This is a genomic window from Acidovorax sp. FW305-C-20-28 (genome assembly GCF_058783375.1).
Genome location: NZ_JBYSYM010000001.1, coordinates 1 through 18,921, shown reverse-complemented (window position 1 = coordinate 18,921; position 18,921 = coordinate 1). Strand labels below are relative to the sequence as shown.

17 protein-coding genes, 1 pseudogene and 1 riboswitch are annotated in these 18,921 nt (G+C 67.8%); of the genes and pseudogenes, 13 read left to right on the top strand and 5 right to left on the bottom strand.

Going from position 1 to position 18,921, the window contains the following annotated elements:
* Positions 1-87: 87 nt before the first annotated feature.
* The 10 genes from urtA to metH all read left to right on the top strand — a co-directional run bounded on the left by urtA (position 88) and on the right by metH (position 11,488).
* Complete coding sequence (urtA, locus tag AC3WOH_RS00090; protein ID WP_492227384.1) at positions 88-1,356, top strand: urea ABC transporter substrate-binding protein; 1,269 nt, start codon at positions 88-90, stop codon at positions 1,354-1,356.
* A gap of 84 nt (positions 1,357-1,440) precedes the next feature.
* Entirely contained in the window at positions 1,441-2,355 is a 915-nt protein-coding gene (urtB, locus tag AC3WOH_RS00085) for an urea ABC transporter permease subunit UrtB (RefSeq protein ID WP_492227383.1), read from the top strand.
* A gap of 40 nt (positions 2,356-2,395) precedes the next feature.
* On the top strand, positions 2,396-3,592 hold the full coding sequence (urtC, locus tag AC3WOH_RS00080) for an urea ABC transporter permease subunit UrtC (RefSeq protein WP_492227382.1): 1,197 nt from the start codon (positions 2,396-2,398) through the stop codon (positions 3,590-3,592).
* A 30-nt stretch (positions 3,593-3,622) separates the two neighbouring features.
* Positions 3,623-4,366 carry an urea ABC transporter ATP-binding protein UrtD gene (gene urtD, locus AC3WOH_RS00075; protein WP_492227381.1) on the top strand — a complete coding sequence of 248 codons (744 nt, stop codon included), beginning with the start codon at positions 3,623-3,625 and terminating at the stop codon, positions 4,364-4,366.
* Between the two features lie 30 nt (positions 4,367-4,396).
* Positions 4,397-5,086 carry an urea ABC transporter ATP-binding subunit UrtE gene (gene urtE, locus AC3WOH_RS00070; RefSeq protein WP_492227380.1) on the top strand — a complete coding sequence of 230 codons (690 nt, stop codon included), beginning with the start codon at positions 4,397-4,399 and terminating at the stop codon, positions 5,084-5,086.
* A 56-nt stretch (positions 5,087-5,142) separates the two neighbouring features.
* Positions 5,143-6,372 carry a formamidase gene (gene fmdA, locus AC3WOH_RS00065; protein WP_492227379.1) on the top strand — a complete coding sequence of 410 codons (1,230 nt, stop codon included), beginning with the start codon at positions 5,143-5,145 and terminating at the stop codon, positions 6,370-6,372.
* A gap of 15 nt (positions 6,373-6,387) precedes the next feature.
* Entirely contained in the window at positions 6,388-6,750 is a 363-nt protein-coding gene (locus AC3WOH_RS00060) for a zinc ribbon domain-containing protein (RefSeq protein WP_492227378.1), read from the top strand.
* Between the two features lie 39 nt (positions 6,751-6,789).
* Positions 6,790-7,815 (top strand): aliphatic amidase, encoded by a 1,026-nt coding sequence (locus AC3WOH_RS00055; protein ID WP_492227377.1) that lies wholly within the window; start codon positions 6,790-6,792, stop codon positions 7,813-7,815.
* A 48-nt stretch (positions 7,816-7,863) separates the two neighbouring features.
* Positions 7,864-8,610: a hypothetical protein gene (locus AC3WOH_RS00050; protein WP_492227376.1), complete on the top strand. Its 747-nt coding sequence runs from the start codon at positions 7,864-7,866 to the stop codon at positions 8,608-8,610.
* Positions 8,611-8,618: 8 nt separating this feature from the next.
* Positions 8,619-8,717: riboswitch (S-adenosyl-L-homocysteine riboswitch) on the top strand.
* Positions 8,718-8,743: 26 nt separating this feature from the next.
* On the top strand, positions 8,744-11,488 hold the full coding sequence (metH, locus tag AC3WOH_RS00045; protein WP_492227375.1) for a methionine synthase: 2,745 nt from the start codon (positions 8,744-8,746) through the stop codon (positions 11,486-11,488).
* A 39-nt stretch (positions 11,489-11,527) separates the two neighbouring features.
* Here the strand turns inward: metH and fahA are convergent, their stop codons facing one another.
* On the bottom strand, positions 11,528-12,799 hold the full coding sequence (gene fahA / locus AC3WOH_RS00040; RefSeq protein ID WP_492227374.1) for a fumarylacetoacetase: 1,272 nt from the start codon (positions 12,797-12,799) through the stop codon (positions 11,528-11,530).
* Positions 12,800-12,838: 39 nt separating this feature from the next.
* A complete protein-coding gene (locus AC3WOH_RS00035; RefSeq protein WP_492227373.1) occupies positions 12,839-13,831 on the bottom strand; it encodes a Bug family tripartite tricarboxylate transporter substrate binding protein in 993 nt (330 codons plus the stop codon).
* Positions 13,832-13,923: 92 nt separating this feature from the next.
* Here AC3WOH_RS00035 and AC3WOH_RS00030 point away from each other — a divergent pair, with 92 nt between their 5' ends.
* Positions 13,924-14,703, top strand: a complete 780-nt coding sequence (locus AC3WOH_RS00030; RefSeq protein WP_492227372.1) for an IclR family transcriptional regulator — start codon at positions 13,924-13,926, stop codon at positions 14,701-14,703.
* A gap of 10 nt (positions 14,704-14,713) precedes the next feature.
* Here AC3WOH_RS00030 and AC3WOH_RS00025 read toward each other — a convergent pair whose 3' ends face one another.
* Positions 14,714-15,253, bottom strand: coding sequence for a shikimate kinase (locus AC3WOH_RS00025; RefSeq protein WP_492227371.1), 540 nt, complete (start codon positions 15,251-15,253; stop codon positions 14,714-14,716).
* 62 nt (positions 15,254-15,315) lie between these two features.
* Positions 15,316-16,433 (bottom strand): annotated as a pseudogene (locus AC3WOH_RS00020) (serine hydrolase domain-containing protein).
* Between the two features lie 136 nt (positions 16,434-16,569).
* On the opposite strand from AC3WOH_RS00020, the gene AC3WOH_RS00015 reads away from it, so the two are divergent.
* The gene (locus AC3WOH_RS00015; protein ID WP_492227370.1) at positions 16,570-17,529 is read left to right on the top strand and encodes a YihY/virulence factor BrkB family protein; all 960 of its coding nucleotides are present in this window, start codon (positions 16,570-16,572) and stop codon (positions 17,527-17,529) included.
* Positions 17,530-17,763: 234 nt separating this feature from the next.
* Positions 17,764-18,540 (top strand): outer membrane lipoprotein, encoded by a 777-nt coding sequence (locus AC3WOH_RS00010; protein ID WP_492227369.1) that lies wholly within the window; start codon positions 17,764-17,766, stop codon positions 18,538-18,540.
* Between the two features lie 15 nt (positions 18,541-18,555).
* Here AC3WOH_RS00010 and AC3WOH_RS00005 read toward each other — a convergent pair.
* Positions 18,556-18,921: electron transfer flavoprotein subunit alpha/FixB family protein (locus AC3WOH_RS00005; RefSeq protein WP_492227368.1), on the bottom strand; the 366-nt coding region annotated here is incomplete at its 5' end.

Here is an 18,921-nt window from a genome sequence, read left to right as displayed (position 1 = left end):
GTTCTCCCTAATCTTCACCCCAGCGCGGCACCTCCGACACGCCGCACTGAACCACCCCAACCGCCAGTTGCAAGGAGCGTAGTCACCATGAAGCACCTCACCGATCCGCATGCCCAGGGCATCAACCCCTCCACGGATGCCGGCCGCCGCCGCCTGCTGCAGGCCATGGGCGCCGCGTCCATGGCCGGGCTGCCCGCCTGGTCCTTCGCGCAGGCCACGGCCCAGGTCAACACCACCAAGCTGGCCGTGACGGACACCGAGGTCACCGTGGGCCAGCTGCACTCGGCCACCGGCACCATGGCGATCTCCGAGACCGGCTCCATCCAGGCCGAGCAGTTGGCCATCGACCAGATCAACGCCATGGGCGGCGTGCTGGGCCGCAAGATCAAGGTCATCAAGGAAGACGGCGCCTCCGACTGGCCCACCTTCGCCGAGAAATCCAAGAAGCTGCTCATCAACGACCACTGCGCCGCGGTCTTCGGCTGCTGGACCAGCGCCTCGCGCAAGGCCGTGCTGCCAGTGTTCGAGAAGGAAAACGGCCTGCTCTACTACCCCACCTTCTACGAAGGCCTGGAGCAGTCCAAGAACGTGATCTACACCGGCCAGGAGGCCACGCAGCAGATCCTGTACAGCCTGGACTGGGCCAAGACCGAGAAGAAGGCCAAGACCTTCTTCCTGATCGGTTCGGACTACATCTGGCCGCGCACCTCGATGAAGATCGCACGCAAGCATGTGGAGAACTTCCAGAAGGGCAAGATCGTCGGCGAGGAGTACTACCCGCTGGGCAGCACCAACTTCGGCTCGCTGATGAACAAGATCAAGGTGCAAAAGCCCGACTGCCTGTTCGTCGCCGTGGTCGGGGGCTCCAACGTGGCCTTCTACAAGGCGCTCAAGGCCGCCGGCATCACGGGCGACAAGCAGCTGCTGGTCACGCTCTCGGTCACCGAAGACGAGATGACCGGTGTGGGCGGCGAGAACTTCGCGGGTTTCTTCTCGTCGATGAAGTACTTCCAGTCGCTGGACAACGAGAACAACAAGAAATTCGTGGCCGCCTTCAAGGGCAAGTACGGCAAGGACGCCGTGATCGGCGACGTGACGCAGGCCGGCTACCTGGGCCCGTGGCTCTGGAAGGCCGCGGTCGAGAAGGCCAAGAGCTTCGATGTGGACAAGGTGGTGGCCGCCTCGCCGGGCATCGAGCTCAAGACCGCACCCGAAGGCTACGTCAAGCTCGACGCCAACCACCACCTGTGGAGCAAGTCGCGCATCGCCATGGGCATGCCGGACGCGAGCTTCAAGGTGGTCTCCGAATCGCCCGAGCTGATCAAGCCCGACCCGTTCCCCAAGGGTTACCAGTAAGCCCTTCCATTGCGGCGCTCGGCCCACGGGCCGGGCCGCCGCATGGCCGCCCCTTTCTTCTCGTCCCACCGGAGCCTGGCACCCATGACCTTCTCTGAAATGCTCAACATCGGCCTCATGCAGGGCTTTGCCGGGCTGAGCCTGTTCGCCGTGCTGCTGCTTATGGGCCTGGGACTGGCCATCATCTTCGGGCAGATGGGCGTGATCAACATGGCGCATGGCGAGTTCATGACCATCGGCGCCTACACCATCTACCTGGGCTCCACGCTGGCCTCCACGCATGCGCCGGGCTTCATGGACTACTACTTTCCCCTGGCCATCGTGGCGGCCTTCGGCATTGCCTTCGCCGCGGGCTGGCTGGTGGAGTGGGGGCTCATCCGCCACCTGTACAAGCGCCCGCTCGACACGCTCTTGGCCACCTGGGGCATCAGCCTGGCGCTGCAGCAGTGCTTTCGCACCTTCATCGGCCCCAAGGAAGTCAGCCCCACCTTGCCCGACTGGCTGCTCGGCTCGTGGACGCCGGTGGAGGGCCTCGATATCCCCATCAACGGCATGTTCGTGCTGGGGCTCACGGTGGTGGTGACGGGCGGCGTGCTGCTGGCCCTGCACAAGAGCCGCTGGGGCCTGCGTGTGCGCGCCACGGTGAGCAACCGCGTGATGGCCAACGCCACCGGCATCGACACGAGGAAGACCGACCGCCTGACCTTTGCCATCGGCTGCGGCATTGCCGGCGTGGCGGGCGCGGCCTTCACCACCATCGGCTCCACCGGGCCAACCTCGGGCTCGCTCTACATCGTCGATGCCTTCCTGGTCGTCACCTTTGGCGGTGCGGCGAGCCTGCTGGGCACCGTGGTCTCGGCCTTCGGCATTGCGCAGACGCAGTCGATTACCGAGTTCTTCCTGGCCGGCTCCATGGCCAAGGTGATCACGCTGTCGCTGATCGTGCTGATCCTGATGGTGCGGCCGCAGGGCCTGTTCGCCTCCAAGGTGCGCCGCTGAGCGCTGGCCGACCTTTCTCTGAGTTCACCGGAGTCCTTTCATGAATGCCCTCAAAGCCTGGATCCAGCGCTACCAGCTCGCCAGCCTGGTGCTGCTCACCGTGCTGCTGGCCGTGGTGCTGCCGCTCACGCTCGACATCTTCCGCCTGAACCTGGTGGGCAAATACCTCACCTACGCCTTCGTGGCCATCGGCCTGGTCATGGTCTGGGGCTACGGCGGCGTGCTCAGCCTGGGGCAGGGCGTGTTCTTCGGCCTGGGTGGCTATGCCATGGCCATGTTCCTCAAGCTCGAAGCCTCGGACCCCGTGAGCACCAAGATCCAGTCCACCCCCGGCATCCCCGACTTCATGGACTGGAACCAGATCACCGAGCTGCCCGCGTTCTGGGTACCGTTCAAGAGCCTGCCGTTCGCGCTGGCCGCCGTGATCGTGGTGCCCACGCTGCTGGCCTGGATCGTGAGTTTTGCCATGTTCAAGCGCCGCGTGGGCGGCGTGTATTTCGCCATCATCACCCAGGCCGTGGCGCTGATCTGCACGGTGCTCATCATCGGCCAGCAGGGCTACACGGGCGGCGTCAACGGCATGACCGATCTCAAGACCCTGTGGGGCTGGGACACGCGCACCGACAGCGCCAAATACATCCTGTACTACGTGTGCGTGGCGCTGCTGGTGCTGGCCATCGTGCTGTGCCGCTTCGTGCAGACCAGCAAGCTTGGCACCCTGCTCCTGGCCATGCGCGACAAGGAAGACCGCGTGCGTTTCTCGGGCTACGACGTGGCCAACTTCAAGGTCTTCACCTTCTGCCTGGCGGCCGCGCTCTCGGGCATCGGCGGCGCGCTGTTCTCGCTGCAGGTGGGCTTCATGTCGCCGAGCTTCGTGGGCATCGTGCCCTCCATCGAGATGGTGATCTACGCCGCCATCGGCGGGCGCATGAGCCTGGTGGGCGCGGTCTACGGCGCGCTGCTGGTCAATGCCGGCAAGACCTATTTCTCCGAGAGCTTCCCGGACCTGTGGCTGTTCCTCATGGCGGGCCTGTTCATCGGCGTGACCATGGCCTTCCCCATGGGCCTGGCCGGCCTGTGGGAGAGCCACGTCGTGCCCTGGTGGAAAGGCCGCCGCGAGGCGCTGCGCCAGGCCGCCGTGCGGCCCCCGGTGGCCCCGCCAAGCCGCCCGGCGGTCGCCGATGTGCAGGCCGCCGCCCCGAGCCTGCCCGAAGGCACCAGCAGCCAGCGCGCCTGACGGAACGCACCCGCACCCGGAGCACATCCCATGAGCAACACCGACTTCGCCCTGGCCGTGGAAGACCTCACGGTCTCGTTCGACGGCTTCAAGGCCATCGACGCCCTCACGCTGTACGTGGACAAGAACGAGCTGCGCGTGATCATCGGCCCCAACGGCGCGGGCAAGACCACGCTGCTGGACCTGATCTGCGGCAAGACGCGTGCCACTGGCGGCAGCATCAAGTTCAAGAACGAGGAGCTCACGCGCATGGCCGAGCACAAGCGCGTGCGCCTGGGGATAGGCCGCAAGTTCCAGACGCCCTCGATCTACGAAAACCTCTCGGTGTTCCAGAACCTGGAGGTCTCCTACCCCTCGGGCCGCACGGTGTTCGGTGCGCTGGCCTTTCGCTGCACCGATGCGGTGAAGGAGCGCGTGCAGGCCGTGGCCGACGACATCGGCCTGGGCGACAAGCTCGATACCGAGGCTGGCCTGCTCTCGCACGGCCAGAAGCAGTGGCTGGAGATCGGCATGCTGCTGATGCAGGAGCCCGAGCTCCTGATGCTGGACGAGCCCATCGCCGGCATGAGTGCGCGCGAGCGTGAGCTCACGGCCGAGCTGCTGCAGCGCATCTGCAAGAACCGCGCGGTGATCGTGATCGAACACGACATGGACTTCGTCAAGCGCATTGCGCACAAGGTCACCGTGATGCACCAGGGAAAGATCCTGGCCGAGGGCTCGATGGACAAGGTCCAGAACGACCCCAAGGTGATCGACGTCTACCTCGGCCACTGAACAACGCCATCCCCGCACTGGAGCACCCGCATGTTGGAAGTCAAGGACCTGTTCGTGGCCTACGGCCAGAGCGAAGCGCTGCACGGTATCTCCTTCGAGGGCCGGGCCAACGAGACCGTGGCCATCATGGGCCGCAACGGCATGGGCAAGACCACGCTGTTCAAGAGCCTCATGGGCGTGATGCCCGTCAAGGGCGGCAGCATCACCGTGGGCGGCCAGGATGTGACGCGCGACGAGAGCTTTCGCCGCGTGGCCAAGGGCATTGCCTATGTGCCCCAGGGCCGCATGATTTTCCCCACGCTCACGGTGGAAGAGAACATCCAGACGGGCCTCGAAAACTCCAGGACGCGCGAGATCCCCGAGGAGATCTACGCCCTGTTCCCCGTGCTCTGGGACATGCGCCGGCGCAAGGGCGGCAACCTCTCGGGCGGGCAGCAGCAGCAGCTGGCGATTGCGCGCGCCCTGGTGACCGACCCCAAGGTGCTGCTGCTCGACGAGCCCACCGAAGGCATCCAGCCTTCGATCATCAAGGACATTGCGAAGGCACTCAACGAGATCCGCAAGCTGCGCCAGATCACCATCGTGGTGAGCGAGCAGGTGCTCTCGTTCGCCATGGACGTGGCCGACCGCCTGTTCGTCATCGAAGGCGGCCGCCTGGTGCATGAGACCGCACGCGCCGACACGGACCAGCAGCGCATCAAGGCCTACCTCTCGGTCTGAGCCTCTCCTGTCTTTCTTTCACTTTCCCTCCACAACCATCCAAGGAGCAACAAGCCATGGCCGATACCCTGATCAAGGTGGACCTCAAGCAGTCGCCGTACGACAACCCCCAGGTGCACAACCGCTGGCACCCGGACATCCCCATGGCCGTGTGGGTGGAGCCCGGGGCGGAGTTCAAGCTGGAGACCTACGACTGGACCGGCGGCGCCATCCAAAACAACGACAGCGCAGACGACGTGCGCGACGTGGACCTGTCCACCGTGCACTTTCTCTCGGGCCCCGTGGGCGTGAAGGGCGCCGAGCCCGGCGACCTGCTGGTGGTGGACCTGCTCGACATCGGCGCGCGCGACGACAGCCTGTGGGGCTTCAACGGCTTCTTCTCCAAGAAAAATGGCGGCGGCTTCCTGACCGAGCACTACCCGCTGGCGCAAAAATCCATCTGGGACTTCCACGGCATGTTCACCAGCAGCCGCCACATCCCGGGCGTGAACTTCGCAGGGCTGATCCACCCCGGACTTATCGGCTGCCTGCCCGACCAGAAGATGCTCGATGCCTGGAACGCCCGCGAGGCCGAGCTGATCGCCACCGACCCGCACCGCATCCCCGGCCTGGCCAACCCGCCCAACGCCACCACGGCCCACATGGGCACCTTGCAGGGCGGGGCCCGGGCCAAGGCCGCTGCCGAGGGCGCGCGCACCGTGCCGCCGCGCGAGCATGGCGGCAACTGCGACATCAAGGACCTGTCGCGCGGCTCCAAGGTGTACTTCCCAGTCTACGTCGAGGGCGCGGGCCTGTCGGTGGGCGACCTGCACTTCAGCCAGGGCGACGGCGAGATCACCTTCTGCGGTGCCATCGAGATGGCCGGCTGGGTGCACATGAAGGTCAGCCTGATCAAGGGCGGCATGGCCAAGTACGGCATCAAGAGCCCGATCTTCAAGCCCAGCCCCATCACGCCCAACTACAAGGACTACCTGATCTTCGAGGGCATCTCGGTCGATGAGGCTGGCCAGCAGCACTACCTCGATGTCACGGTGGCCTACCGCCAGGCCTGCCTGAACGCCATCGAGTACCTCAAGAAGTTCGGCTACAGCGGCGCGCAGGCCTATTCCATCCTGGGCACCGCCCCGGTGCAAGGCCACATCAGCGGCGTGGTTGACGTGCCCAATGCCTGCGCCACGCTGTGGCTGCCCACCGAGATCTTCGACTTCGACATCAACCCCACGGCGGCCGGCCCGGTGAAGGTGCTCGACGGCAGCGTGGACATGCCTATCTCGCAGGACAAATAGCAAGGAAAGCCCGCCATGCCCACCTACGACTACGACTGCCCCGGCTGCGGGCCCTTCGATGCGCTGCGCAGCGTGGCGGCGCGCAACGAGCCCTGCGCCTGCCCGGCCTGCGGGGCGCCTGCAGAGCGGGTGTTCGCCCACGCGCCGCACCTGGCCTGCGTGAGCCCGGAGCAGCGCCGCGCGCACGAGACCAACGAGCGTGCCCGGCACGCCCCGCGTTCATCGCGCGATGGCGATGCGGGCAGCTATGGGCGGCTGCGCCATCCCTCGGGGTGCGGCTGTTGCAGCGGCAGCGGCGGCAAGCGCAGTTCCACCGTGACAGCGCCGAACGGCGCGAAGACCTTTCCCTCCAAAAGGCCCTGGATGATCAGCCATTGATCCAGGCCGCCCTGTACCGATTCCCAAGGAGACCACGCCATGATCCACGGCGATATTTCAAGCAGCAAGGACACCGTGGGCGTCGCGGTCGTCAACTACAAGATGCCGCGCCTGCACACCCAGGCCGACGTGCTGGACAACGCCCGCAAGATCGCCGAGATGCTGGTTGGCATGAAGGCCGGCCTGCCAGGCATGGACCTGGTGATCTTCCCCGAGTACAGCACCCACGGCATCATGTACGACCGCCAGGAGATGCTGGACACGGCCGCCGCCATCCCGGGCGAGGAGACCACGATCTTCGCGGACGCCTGCCGCAGGGCCAAGGTCTGGGGGGTCTTCTCGCTCACGGGCGAGCGGCACGAAGAGCACCCGCACAAGATGCCGTACAACACGCTCATCCTGATGAACGACCAGGGCGAGATCGTGCAGAAGTACCGCAAGATCATGCCCTGGACGCCCATCGAGGGCTGGTACCCGGGCGACCAGACCTATGTGAGCGAGGGGCCCAAGGGCCTCAAGATCAGCCTCATCATCTGCGACGACGGCAACTACCCCGAGATCTGGCGCGACTGCGCCATGAAGGGCGCCGAGCTCATCGTGCGCTGCCAGGGCTACATGTACCCGGCCAAGGAGCAGCAGATCCTCATCAGCAAGGCCATGGCCTTTGCCAACAACACCTATGTGGCAGTGGCCAATGCGGCCGGCTTCGACGGGGTGTACAGCTATTTCGGCCACTCGGCGCTGATCGGCTTTGACGGCCGCACCCTGGGCGAGTGCGGCGAAGAGGAATACGGCGTGCAGTATGCGGCGCTGTCCACGAGCCTGATCCGCGACTTCCGCAAGCATGGCCAGTCAGAGAACCATTTGTTCAAGCTGCTGCACCGCGGCTACACCGGCGTGATCAACTCGGGCGAGGGCGACCAGGGCGTGGCGGCCTGCCCCTATGGCTTCTACCAGCGCTGGGTGACCGACCCCGAGGGCACGCGCAAGGCCGTGGAGGCGATCACGCGCAGCACCGTGGGCACGGCGGAGTGCCCCATCGAGGGCATCCCGCACGGCGGGTGACGCACGGTTACCCGCACGGGCCCGGCAGTTGCCGATAATGCGGCGCACATGGTGGCGCCCGCATTCCTTCATTTCCCCTTGGCCTTTCTGGCCCTGTCGTCCCTGGTCTTTCTGGCCGGCTGCGCATCCCCTGCTCCCACCCAGCGGGGCGAGGTGAAGGGCGCGCCCACCAGCACGGGCGAACTGGCCCAGTCCGACGCGAACCGCATGGCCACGCTGGCCATGCGCGACAACCTGGCCAGCCTGACCCTGCTGATGGACAAGCTCTACCGCCGCAACCCGGCCGAGTGGCGCAAGGGCGGGGCGGCCAGCCGCGAGCAGGCCATGGAGCGGGCGCGTGCCGCCATCGAGCAGCGCCAGCCCTGGGCGCCGCTGCAGGGCCGGCGTGACGTCGCAGCGCTGGCCTTCGCCCTGGCCCCCGAGTTCACGGGCGACCGGGTGGCCGCCTTCACGGTGGCCACGGCCGACATGCTGGTCACCGCCCATGGCGGCAAGACCGAGTTCTATCTGCTCGACTCGCTCGACGCCCAGCACCTGTACAACGCCGCGCGCAATGTGGAATCGGCCGTGTGGCTGCTCGCGCAGCGCCGCAATGCCGCCGGCCAGCCGCTGCTGCTGGCCGACGAGATCGGGCCCGAGGGGCGCAACCTGAGCTTCGAGCGCGAATTCGGCAAGCTCATCGCCCGCCTGGACCTGGTGGCCGTGGTGGTCACCGAGAAATACCGGCGCGCAGCCATCAGCTATGTGCAGGGCATTGTCGGGGGCACGTTCCTGCAGTTCCTGCCAGTTCGGTAAAATCAGCCTCCCCCGAGGAGCGTTGCAGCGGACAACCTGGCCCCCAAGCGCCAGGCGGCCATCCGTCAGGCTCGGGGCCGACCACCCCGCAACGACGCTCACCTGTGTCCGATACCCCTTGCAGGTGAGCCTGATGTCCGCCCTTTCCTCGATTCCTCCACTGAAGCTGTCCGGCCTGGAGCCCGTCTCCATTGGCGAAGGCACGCTGTTCGTCAACATCGGCGAGCGCACCAACGTCACCGGCTCCAAGGCCTTTGCCCGCATGATCCTCAACGGGCAGTACGAGGAGGCCCTGGCCGTGGCCCGCCAGCAGGTGGAAAACGGCGCCCAGGTGATCGACATCAACATGGACGAGGCCATGCTCGACAGCAAGGCGGCCATGGTGCGCTTTCTGCAGCTCATCGCCTCCGAGCCCGACATCGCGCGCGTGCCCATCATGGTGGACAGCTCCAAGTGGGAGGTGATCGAGGCCGGCCTGCGCTGCATCCAGGGCAAGGGCATCGTCAACTCCATCTCCATGAAGGAGGGGGTCGAGAAATTCAAGCACGAGGCGCGCCTCGTCAAGCGCTATGGCGCCGCCGCCGTGGTCATGGCCTTCGACGAGACGGGCCAGGCCGATACCTTTGCGCGCAAGATCGAGATCTGCGAGCGCGCCTACCGCGTGCTGGTCGACGAGGTGGGTTTCCCGCCCGAGGACATCATCTTCGACCCCAACATCTTCGCGGTGGCCACCGGCATCGAGGAGCACAACAACTACGCGGTCGATTTCATCGAGGCGGTGCGCTGGATCAAGCAGAACCTGCCCGGCGCCAAGGTCTCGGGCGGTGTCTCCAACGTGAGCTTCAGCTTCCGCGGCAACGACCCGGTGCGCGAGGCCATCCACACCGTGTTCCTGTACCACGCCATCCAGGCGGGCATGGACATGGGCATCGTCAACGCCGGCATGGTCGGCGTCTACGATGACCTGGAGCCCGCGCTGCGCGAGCGCGTGGAGGACGTGGTGCTGAACCGCCGCCCCGACGCGGGCGAGCGCCTGGTGGAAGTGGCCGAGACCGCCAAGAGCGGCGCCAAGGACGAGAGCAAGAAGCTCGAATGGCGCGGCACGCCCGAGGCCCCACGCACCGTGGGCGAGCGCCTGTCGCACGCGCTGGTGCACGGCATCACCGACTTCATCGTGGAAGACACCGAGGAGGCCTACCGCGCCATCCTCGCCAAGGGCGGGCGCCCGCTGCACGTGATCGAAGGCCCGCTCATGGACGGCATGAACGTGGTGGGCGACCTGTTCGGCGCGGGCAAGATGTTTTTGCCCCAGGTGGTCAAGAGCGCGCGCGTGATGAAGTCGGCCGTGGCCCACCTGATTCCCTACATCGAGGAGGAAAAACGCCAGGACGAACTGGCCGGCCGCGATGTGCGCAGCAAGGGCAAGATCATCATCGCCACCGTCAAGGGCGACGTGCACGACATCGGCAAGAACATCGTCACCGTCGTGCTCCAGTGCAACAACTTCGAGGTGGTGAACATGGGCGTGATGGTGCCCTGCCACGAGATCCTGGCGCGCGCCAAGGTCGAAGGGGCCGACATCGTGGGCCTGTCGGGCCTGATCACCCCCAGCCTGGAAGAAATGCAGTACGTGGCCGGCGAGATGCAGAAAGACGACCACTTCCGCATCAAGAAGATCCCGCTGCTCATCGGCGGTGCCACCACCAGCCGCGTGCACACCGCCGTGAAGATCGCGCCGCACTACGAAGGCCCTGTGGTCTACGTGCCCGACGCCTCGCGCAGCGTGAGCGTGGCCCAGAGCCTGCTGGGCGAGGGGGTGGACAGCTACGTGCAGGAGCTCAACGCCGACTACGACAAGGTGCGCACCCAGCACGCCAACAAGAAGCAGACCCCGCTGTGGCCCCTGGCCAAGGCGCGCGCCAACAGCACGCCGGTGGACTGGGCCACCTTCAAGCCCACCGTGCCGCGCGCACTGGGCCGCCGGGTGTTCAAGAACTTCGACCTGGCCGAGTTGGCCCGTTATATCGACTGGGGCCCGTTCTTCCAGACCTGGGACCTGGCCGGCCCCTACCCCGCCATCCTGACCGACGAAGTGGTCGGCGTGGAGGCCACGCGCGTGTTTGCCGATGCGCAGGCCATGCTCAAGAAGATCATCGAAGGCCGCTGGCTCACCGCCAGTGGCGTGATGGCCCTGTACCCGGCCAACAGCGTGAACGGCGGCGACGACATCGAGTTCTACACCGACGAATCGCGCACCGAGGTCGCCATGACCTGGTACGGCCTGCGCCAGCAGGCCGAAAAGCAGGTCATCGACGGCGTGACCCGCCCCAGCCGCTGCCTGGCCGACTTCGTCGCCCCCAAGGAAAGTGGCATCGCCGACTACGCCGGCCTGTTCGCCGTGACGGCGGGCCTCGGGATCGAGAAGAAGGAAAAGGCCTTCATCGATGCGCTGGACGACTACTCCGCCATCATGTTCAAGAGCCTGGCCGACCGCCTGGCCGAGGCCTTTGCCGAATGCCTGCACCAGCGCGTGCGCACCGACCTGTGGGGCTATGCCGCGGGCGAGCAATTGAGCAATGACGAGATGATCGCCGAGAAGTACCGCGGCATCCGCCCCGCGCCCGGCTACCCTGCCTGCCCCGACCACAGCGCCAAGACGGAGCTGTTCCGCGTGCTGCAGTGCGAAGAGGTCGGCATGACCCTCACCGAAAGCCTGGCCATGATGCCCGCCGCCAGCGTGAGCGGCTTCTACCTGGGCCACCCCGAGAGCGTGTACTTCAACGTCGGCAAGATCGGCGAGGACCAGTTGCACGACATGGCCCAGCGCCGCGGCATGGACGAGGCGGTGCTGGGGCGGCTGCTGGCGCCGAACCTGTAAAGGCAACAGCCCCTCCTTCGAGGGGCTGCCTGCGGTGCGTCAGGCGACGATGGTTCCGCTCACCTCACCCAGCCCGATGCGCACCGCGCCCTCGCGCTCGCACCAGCCCTTGAGGATCAGCGTGTCGCCGTCTTCCAGGAAGCTGCGCTGCTCGCCGTTGGGCAGTGTGATGGGCTGTTTGCCGCCGCTGGCCAGTTCCAGCAGGGAGCCGGCCTCGGTCACCTCGGGGCCGGAGAGCGTGCCCGAGCCCATCAGATCACCGGGCTGCAGGTTGCAGCCGTTCACCGTGTGGTGCGCCACGAGCTGGGCGGGTGTCCAGTAGGCAGCGCGGCGGCTGTTGGTGGCCGACAGGCGCACGGGGGCCTCGCCGGCCTCGCGCATGCGGGCGGTCTGCAGCAGCACTTCGAGCGTGATGTCGAACGCGCCCTCGCTGCGGTTGTCCGCCGAGTCCAGGTAGGGCAGGGGCTGCGGGTCGGCGGCATCGCGCTCGAAGGCGGCGCGGAAAGGCGCCAGTGCCTCCATGGTCACCACCCAGGGCGAGAGGGTGCTGGCGAAGTTCTTGGACAGGAAGGGGCCGAGCGGCTGGTACTCCCAGCCCTGGATGTCGCGCGCGCTCCAGTCGTTGAACAGGGACACGCCGAACAGGTGCTGCTCGGCCTGGCCGATGGCGATGGGCTCGCCCTGGGCGTTGCCCTGGCCGATGAACCAGCCCAGCTCCAGTTCGTAGTCCAGGCGCTTGCAGGGGCCGAGCGTGGGCACGGTGGCGTCGGGCGCCTTGGTCTGGCCCTGCGGGCGCTTGATGCGCTGGCCGCTGATGCCGATGGACGAGGCGCGGCCGTGGTAGCCGATGGGCACCCACTTGTAGTTGGGCAAGAGCGGGTTGTCCGGGCGGAACTGCTTGCCCACGGTGGTGGCGTGGTGCACGCTGGTGTAGAAGTCGGTGTAGTCGCCGATCTGGCAGGGCACGGCCATCTCCACGGTGGCCTGGCGCACCAGGGCCTGTGCCCAGGCGGCCTGCTGGCTGCTGCCCTCGCGCAGGCCTTCGGACAGCTGTTGGCGCAGGGCCTGGCGTTCGGCCGGGGTGGCGGCCATCAACGCGTTCATGTCGTTGTGGGCCACCAGGCCGGCGGCCTGCAGGTCCAGGATCTGGTCGCCGATGGCCACGCCGATGCGCAGGGCCTCGCGGCTGCCTGCGGTGCGGAAGCGGCCGAAAGGCAGGTTCTGGATGGGAAAGTCGCAGCCCGCCACGTTGGCGGAGGCGACCCAGCTGCGCAGCTGGGTGCCATGGGTGGCGTCGAGGGTGGTGCTCATGGTCAGGAAGTGTGAAGGAAGGAGAAGGAAACGGGGGGATCAGTCGGCGCTCATCTGCGCGCTGTGGGCGACCTTGCCCAGGCGCTCGTACTCGCGCTTGGTCAGGGCATCGAACTCGGCCACGCTGGCGCTGCGCGGGGTGAAGCCCGCGGCCAGCAGCTTGTCCTTGACGGCCGGGTCGGCCAGGGCGTCGGCCAGCGCCTTGTTCAGGCGCTGGGCCACGGCGGCGGGCAGGCCGGCCGGGCCGTAGACGCCGAACCAGGGCTCGACCACGGCATCGGGCAGGCCGGATTCGGCCAGGGTGGGCACATCGGGCAGGGCGGGCGAGCGCTGGGCGCCGGCCACCGCCAGGGCGCGCAGCTTGCCGGCCTGGATGTGGGGCAGGGAGGCGGGCAGGTTGTCAAAGGCAACCGGCACCTGGCCGCCGATCAGGTCGGTGATCAGCGGCGCGCTGCCTTTGTAGGGCACATGCACCAGATCCGTCTTGCTGGTCTGGGCGAAGAGCACGCCGGTCAGGTGCATGGAGGTGCCGGCGCCGGCCGTGGCGTAGGGCAGGCCAGGGCTCTTCTTCGCGTGAGTGATCAGCTCGGCCACGCTCTTCACAGGCAGGGCGGGGCCGGCTTCGAGCACGATGGTGGAGTTGCCCAGCAGGCCCACGGCAGTGAAGTCCTTGCGCGGGTCGAAGGGCATCTTCTTGTAGATGTGCGGGTTGAGCGCATTCGTGGAGATGGCGCCCATGCCCACGGTGTAGCCGTCGGGCGCGGCCTTGGCCACGGCGTCCATGCCGATGTTGCCGCCTGCGCCTGCGCGGTTGTCGATGATGACCGGCTGGCCCAGGGTCTGCGCCATGTGGGCGCCCACGGTGCGCGCCACCAGGTCGGTGGTGCCGCCGGGGGCGTAGGGCACGACGAAGCGGATGGGCTTGGACGGGAAGTCCTGCGCGGCGAGCGGGCCGGCTGCCAGGCCGAGCACGGTGGCGGCGGCAGCCAGCAGGGTGCGGCGGGTGAGCGGGGGGCGGGCGAAAGCGGCCATGGGAAGTGTCTCCGGAGGTGGTTGTTCGAATCTGCGCATTCTTGGCCGGCCTGCGGTTTCCTACAATCGTTCTTTCCACTGCATGGACAAACATGGCCACCCTGGTGCTCGACCGCGTGCTGCGCATCCTCGACCAGCTCTCGCGTTACGACGCGCGCGGGCTCTCGCTGTCGGACATCGCGCGCCAGTCCGGCATACCGCACCCCACCGTGCACCGCCTGCTGCAGGACATGATGGCCGCCCGCCTGGTGGCCGCGCTGCCCGAGGGCAAGGGCTATGTGCTGGGCCGCCGCCCGTTCGAGCACGGCCTGGCCGCGCGCGGCCGGCACGATGTGGCGCCGCTGTTTGGCGCCAATCTGCAGCGCCTGGCCGATGCCACGGGCTATGCGGCCTACCTGTTCGTGCTCAGCGGCCATGAGGCCGTCTGCTATGCCCACACCAACGTGCAGCGGCTGGAGCCACCGCTCTCGGTCACGGTGGGCGGGCGCCGCCCCCTGGGCGTGGGCGCGGCCGGCCTGGCGCTGATGGCCGCGCAGGATGAGACGTTGATCGAGGCCGCCCTGGCCGCCAATGCACCCACGCTGGGCCGCTACGGCGGGCTGGACGAGGCCACGCTGCGCACCCTGCTCACCCAGACCCAGGCCCTGGGCTATGCGCGCAGCGGCGGCTGCCTGAACACGAATACCGCCGCCGTGGGCCATGCGGTGGTGGATGCGGGGGGGCGGGCGTTTGCGGCCGTGAGCCTGTCGACCACCGTGGCGCGGCTCACGCAGCGCGAGGCAGCGCGTCTGGCGGCCCTGTTGCGCGCCGAGATCGCGGAGATCCAGCCGCGCGTACATTTCCACTGGAGCGATGCGTCGCCCCTGCGCTGAGGCCTGTTGCCTACTGGGGTGCCTGCTCGGTGCCGGCGGCCATTTCGAGCTGCATCATGATCATGTTGACCAGCATGTGCACCGTGGGGCGGCCGGTCTCGATCACGTAGTGCGCGCTTTCGCGGTAAAAGCCGTCGCGCTGGGCGTAGAGCGTGCGCAGCTTGTCCATGGGGTTGCCGCCCTGCAGCAGGGGGCGGGTGCGGTCGTGTTTGACGCGCTTGTAGATCTCTTCGGGCGAGGCGCGCAGGTAGAGCACCGGGCCCATGGCGCGCAGCACCGCGCAGTTTTCGGCGCGCAGTACCGCGCCGCCGCCGGTGGAAAGCACCATGCCGCCGGGCTGGGCCGCTGCCTTGGCGAGTTCTTCGGCCTCCAGATCGCGAAAGCGCGCCTCGCCATGTTCCTCGAAGAACTGGCGGATGCTGGTGCCCAGCACTTCCTCCAGCCGGTGGTCCAGGTCGATGAAGGGCACGCCTGCGCGGTGCGCCAGCTGCCTGCCGATGGTGGATTTGCCCGAGCCGGGCATGCCGACCAGTGCGCAGCGAATCTGCATATTCTTTTCTTGCCCCTTGGGGCGATTTTAGGGCAGGTGCCTGGCCGACCTTTTACGGCCGCTCAGAGCGCCGCGTAGACCAGTGCAGGGTACAGCTCGCACAGGTAGCGCAACTGGCCCGGCGCCTGGGTGAGCAAGATGGCCACCAGGTCCTCGGCCGGGTCCACCAGGAAGAAGGTGCCGCCCATTCCGCTCCAGCCGTACTGGCCCACGGAGGCGGCGTGGGGCGCCAGGCCGGCGCTGCGGCGCACGGCCACGCCCAGGCCGAAGCCATAGCCCTCGGGCAGGATGTCTCCGGCCGCCGGGATGCGGTCGCCCAGGTGGTCGGCCGCCATGAAGGCCACCGTGGCGCGGCTGGCCAGGCGCACCCCGTCCAGCGTGCCGCCGGCGAGCAGCAGGCGCGCAAAGCGCGCGTAGTCGCCGGCCGTGGACACCAGCCCGCCGCCGCCCGATTCGAAGGTGGCCGGGCGCGACACGTCGTTGAGCGCCACCTCGGCGCCGGTTGCCGGGTCGCGCGCGAAGGGCTCGGCCAGGCGGTGCAGCCGGTCTGCCGGCACATGGAAGCCGGTGTCGTGCATCTGCAGCGGGCCGAACACCCGGCGCTGCAGGATGGCGCCCAGGGGCTCGCCCTCCACCACCTCCAGCAGGGCGCCCAGCACATCGGTGGCGCGGCTGTATTCCCAGCAGCTGCCGGGCTGGTGCAGCAGGGGCAGGGGCCCGAGGGCCTTGGCCAGCGCCGCGTTGCCGTCGCGGCGCGAGCCGATGCGTGCCGCTTGATAGGCCTGGGCCACCGGACCGGTGTCCCAGGCATAGCCCAGGCCCGCCGTGTGGCGCAGCAGGTCGTGCACCGTGGCCTCGCGCCGCACGGGGCGGGGTCGAACACGCCCTGGCCGGCAAACGCGGGCAGGTAGCGTGCCACGGGGTGGGACAGGGGCAGCCGGCCTTCCTCCATGAGCATCAGCGTGACCAGCGAGACGATGGGCTTGGTCATGGAGTAGATGCGGAAGATCGAATCCGGTGCCATGGCCGGGGCGTCCGCTCCGGGCGCCTGCACGCCCAGGGCCTCGTGCAGCACCGTCTGGCCCTGGCGGTGCACCAGCGCCACCGCGCCGGGCAGGATGCCGCGGTCGATGTGGTCCTGCAGGACGCTGCGCAGTCGGGTCAGGCTGGGGGCATGCATGGGCGGGGCTCCTGGAGAAGATGGCAAGAGCCTGCCACAAGTGGCAGATGGACCCAGCCGCCTGTGGGACAGCGCCTACAGTGGCTTCCGTGCCCGGCCGGTGGAGATACGCAGCCCCGCCTCCTATGCTCCGTGCATGACCGTCTCCGACCGCATCCAGCGCGCCACCGAGCGCCTCCAACCCCTGGTGCAGCCCGTGATGCCCCTGTGGCGCGCGGTGCAGCTGTGGCTCGACGCCGATGGCCTGCGCATGAGCGCCGCCATGTCCTTCTACGGCATGCTCAGCCTGGCGCCGCTGCTGCTCCTGCTGGTGGGGGTGCTCGGCTGGTGGCTGGACCGCAGCTACCTGGAAAGCAGCCTGCTGCACCAGGTGCAGTCGGTGATGGGCGAGCGCGTGGCCGACGTCATGCGCCAGGCCCTGGCCAGCGCCCAGGAGCCCTCCGAGGGGCGCCTGGCCTCGCTGATCGGCTTCATCGTGCTGCTCTCGGGCGCCACCGGGGTGTTTGTGGAACTGCAATCGGCGCTGGCACGGCTGTGGCAGGGCGCGGAGCCGGACTCCTCGCGTGCGGCCTGGTGGCACATGGCTTCGCTGCGCCTGCGCGGCCTGGCCTATGTGCTGGCCATCGGCTTTTTGCTGCTGGTGTCGCTCACCATGTCCACCCTCATCAACCTGTTTGCCGGCTGGGCGGGGGCGCGGCTGTCCATCGCGCCGCTCGGCCCCATCCTGCAGGTGCTCAACGAGGTGGTGGCCTTCGGCTTTGCGGTGGCGCTGTTCGTCGGGTTGATGCGTATCGGCACCGGGCGCAAGCCGCCCTTGCGCTGCCTGCTGGCGGGCGCGGTGTTGGGGGCCACCCTGTTCACGGTCGGCAAGCAACTGCTGGCCTGGTACCTGTCGACGGCGGCCGTGGTGTCGGCCTATGGGGCCGCCGGCTCGCTGGTGGTGCTGCTCATGTGGATCTATTTCTCGTCGGCGGTGTTGCTGTTTGCCGCCAGCTGTGCGCGGGCCCTGGACGAAGCGGGGCTGCAGGTGCGCAGGAGCCGTACCCCGGCGCATCCCGTGCCCCAAGCCAGCGCGGACGTGGCTCCCGTGCCTTGACCTTGGGCCTTGTCGCTTTGCGCTGTAAGCAACCGCAAATGTGTGCTGCCGGACCTTGCATCTTGCGGGGCGTCCGCAGCATTTCTTACCGACCCTTACAAAGCAGACAAGGGCAGGCATCGTGGCCTGTATACCGTCTGTCCATGGGCCGCGTTGTGCACTCATTGAGTGGCGACCCCGACCCAGATCGAACAAACGAATGGCGCGCATGCGCGCGGAAGGAAAAGAAACACCATGAACAGCCCCATCACCCTGCAGCCGTCCGACGTACGCACCGTGCCTTCGACCCCATCGTCCATGAAATGGATGTGGATCGCCATTGCCTCCCTTGGGGCCTGTGTGGTGGCCCTGGGTACCACGCTGGTGGTACAGCACCGCCCCGCTGAAGTTCCCGCAGCCGCTGCAACGACGGCCAGCCCTGCCGTGGTGGCCCAAGCGCTGCAAGGCACTCCCGCCCAGTCGCCGCTGGGTCTGGTGCAGCCCCAGGCCGGTGCCCAGACCCAGTTTGCACCTGCACCCACGCCCGAGCCATTCCAGCCCCAGCGTGCGAACCTGGCCGGTGGCACGACACCGATGGCGCAGCGTGCCCCGGTGTGCAGCACCTGCGGCCGCGTTGAGTCGGTGCAGGCCATCCAGCAGGCCGAGCCCGCCACCGGCGTGGGCGCGGTCGCGGGCGGTGTGCTGGGCGCCGTGGTGGGCAACCAGATCGGCAAGGGCAATGGCCGCACCGCAGCCACGGTACTGGGTGCCGTGGGGGGGGGCTACGTGGGCCACCAGGTGGAGCAGCGCACGCGCACCCGCACGGTCTACCAGGTGGCGGTGCGCATGGACGATGGCTCGCTGCGCCGCTTCACGCGCGCCGAGCCGCCGGCCGTGGGCACGCCCGTGGCGCTGCAGGGCAAGGGCTACCGCATCGACCACGAGCGCGACAGCCGCCCGAGCAACAACAACGGCGGCGGCGCGTACACCAACGCCCCGGCGGGCGCAGTGCGCGTGGCCAACGGCTACTGATCAGCGGCAGGCGCCTTACAGCGCCTTGACCAGCTCCGGCACCGCCGCGAACAGATCCGCCTCCAGCCCATAATCGGCCACACTGAAGATCGGCGCCTCCGCATCCTTGTTGATCGCCACGATCACCTTGGAGTCCTTCATGCCCGCCAAGTGCTGGATGGCCCCCGAGATCCCGGCGGCGACGTAGAGCTGCGGCGCCACGATCTTGCCCGTCTGGCCCACCTGCAGGTCGTTCGGTGCATAGCCCGCATCGACTGCCGCACGGCTGGCGCCAATGGCCGCCCCCAGCTTGTCGGCCAGCGGGGTCATCACTTCGTCGAACTTCTCCTTGCTGCCCAGGGCCCGGCCACCGGAGACGATGATCTTGGCGGCGGTCAGCTC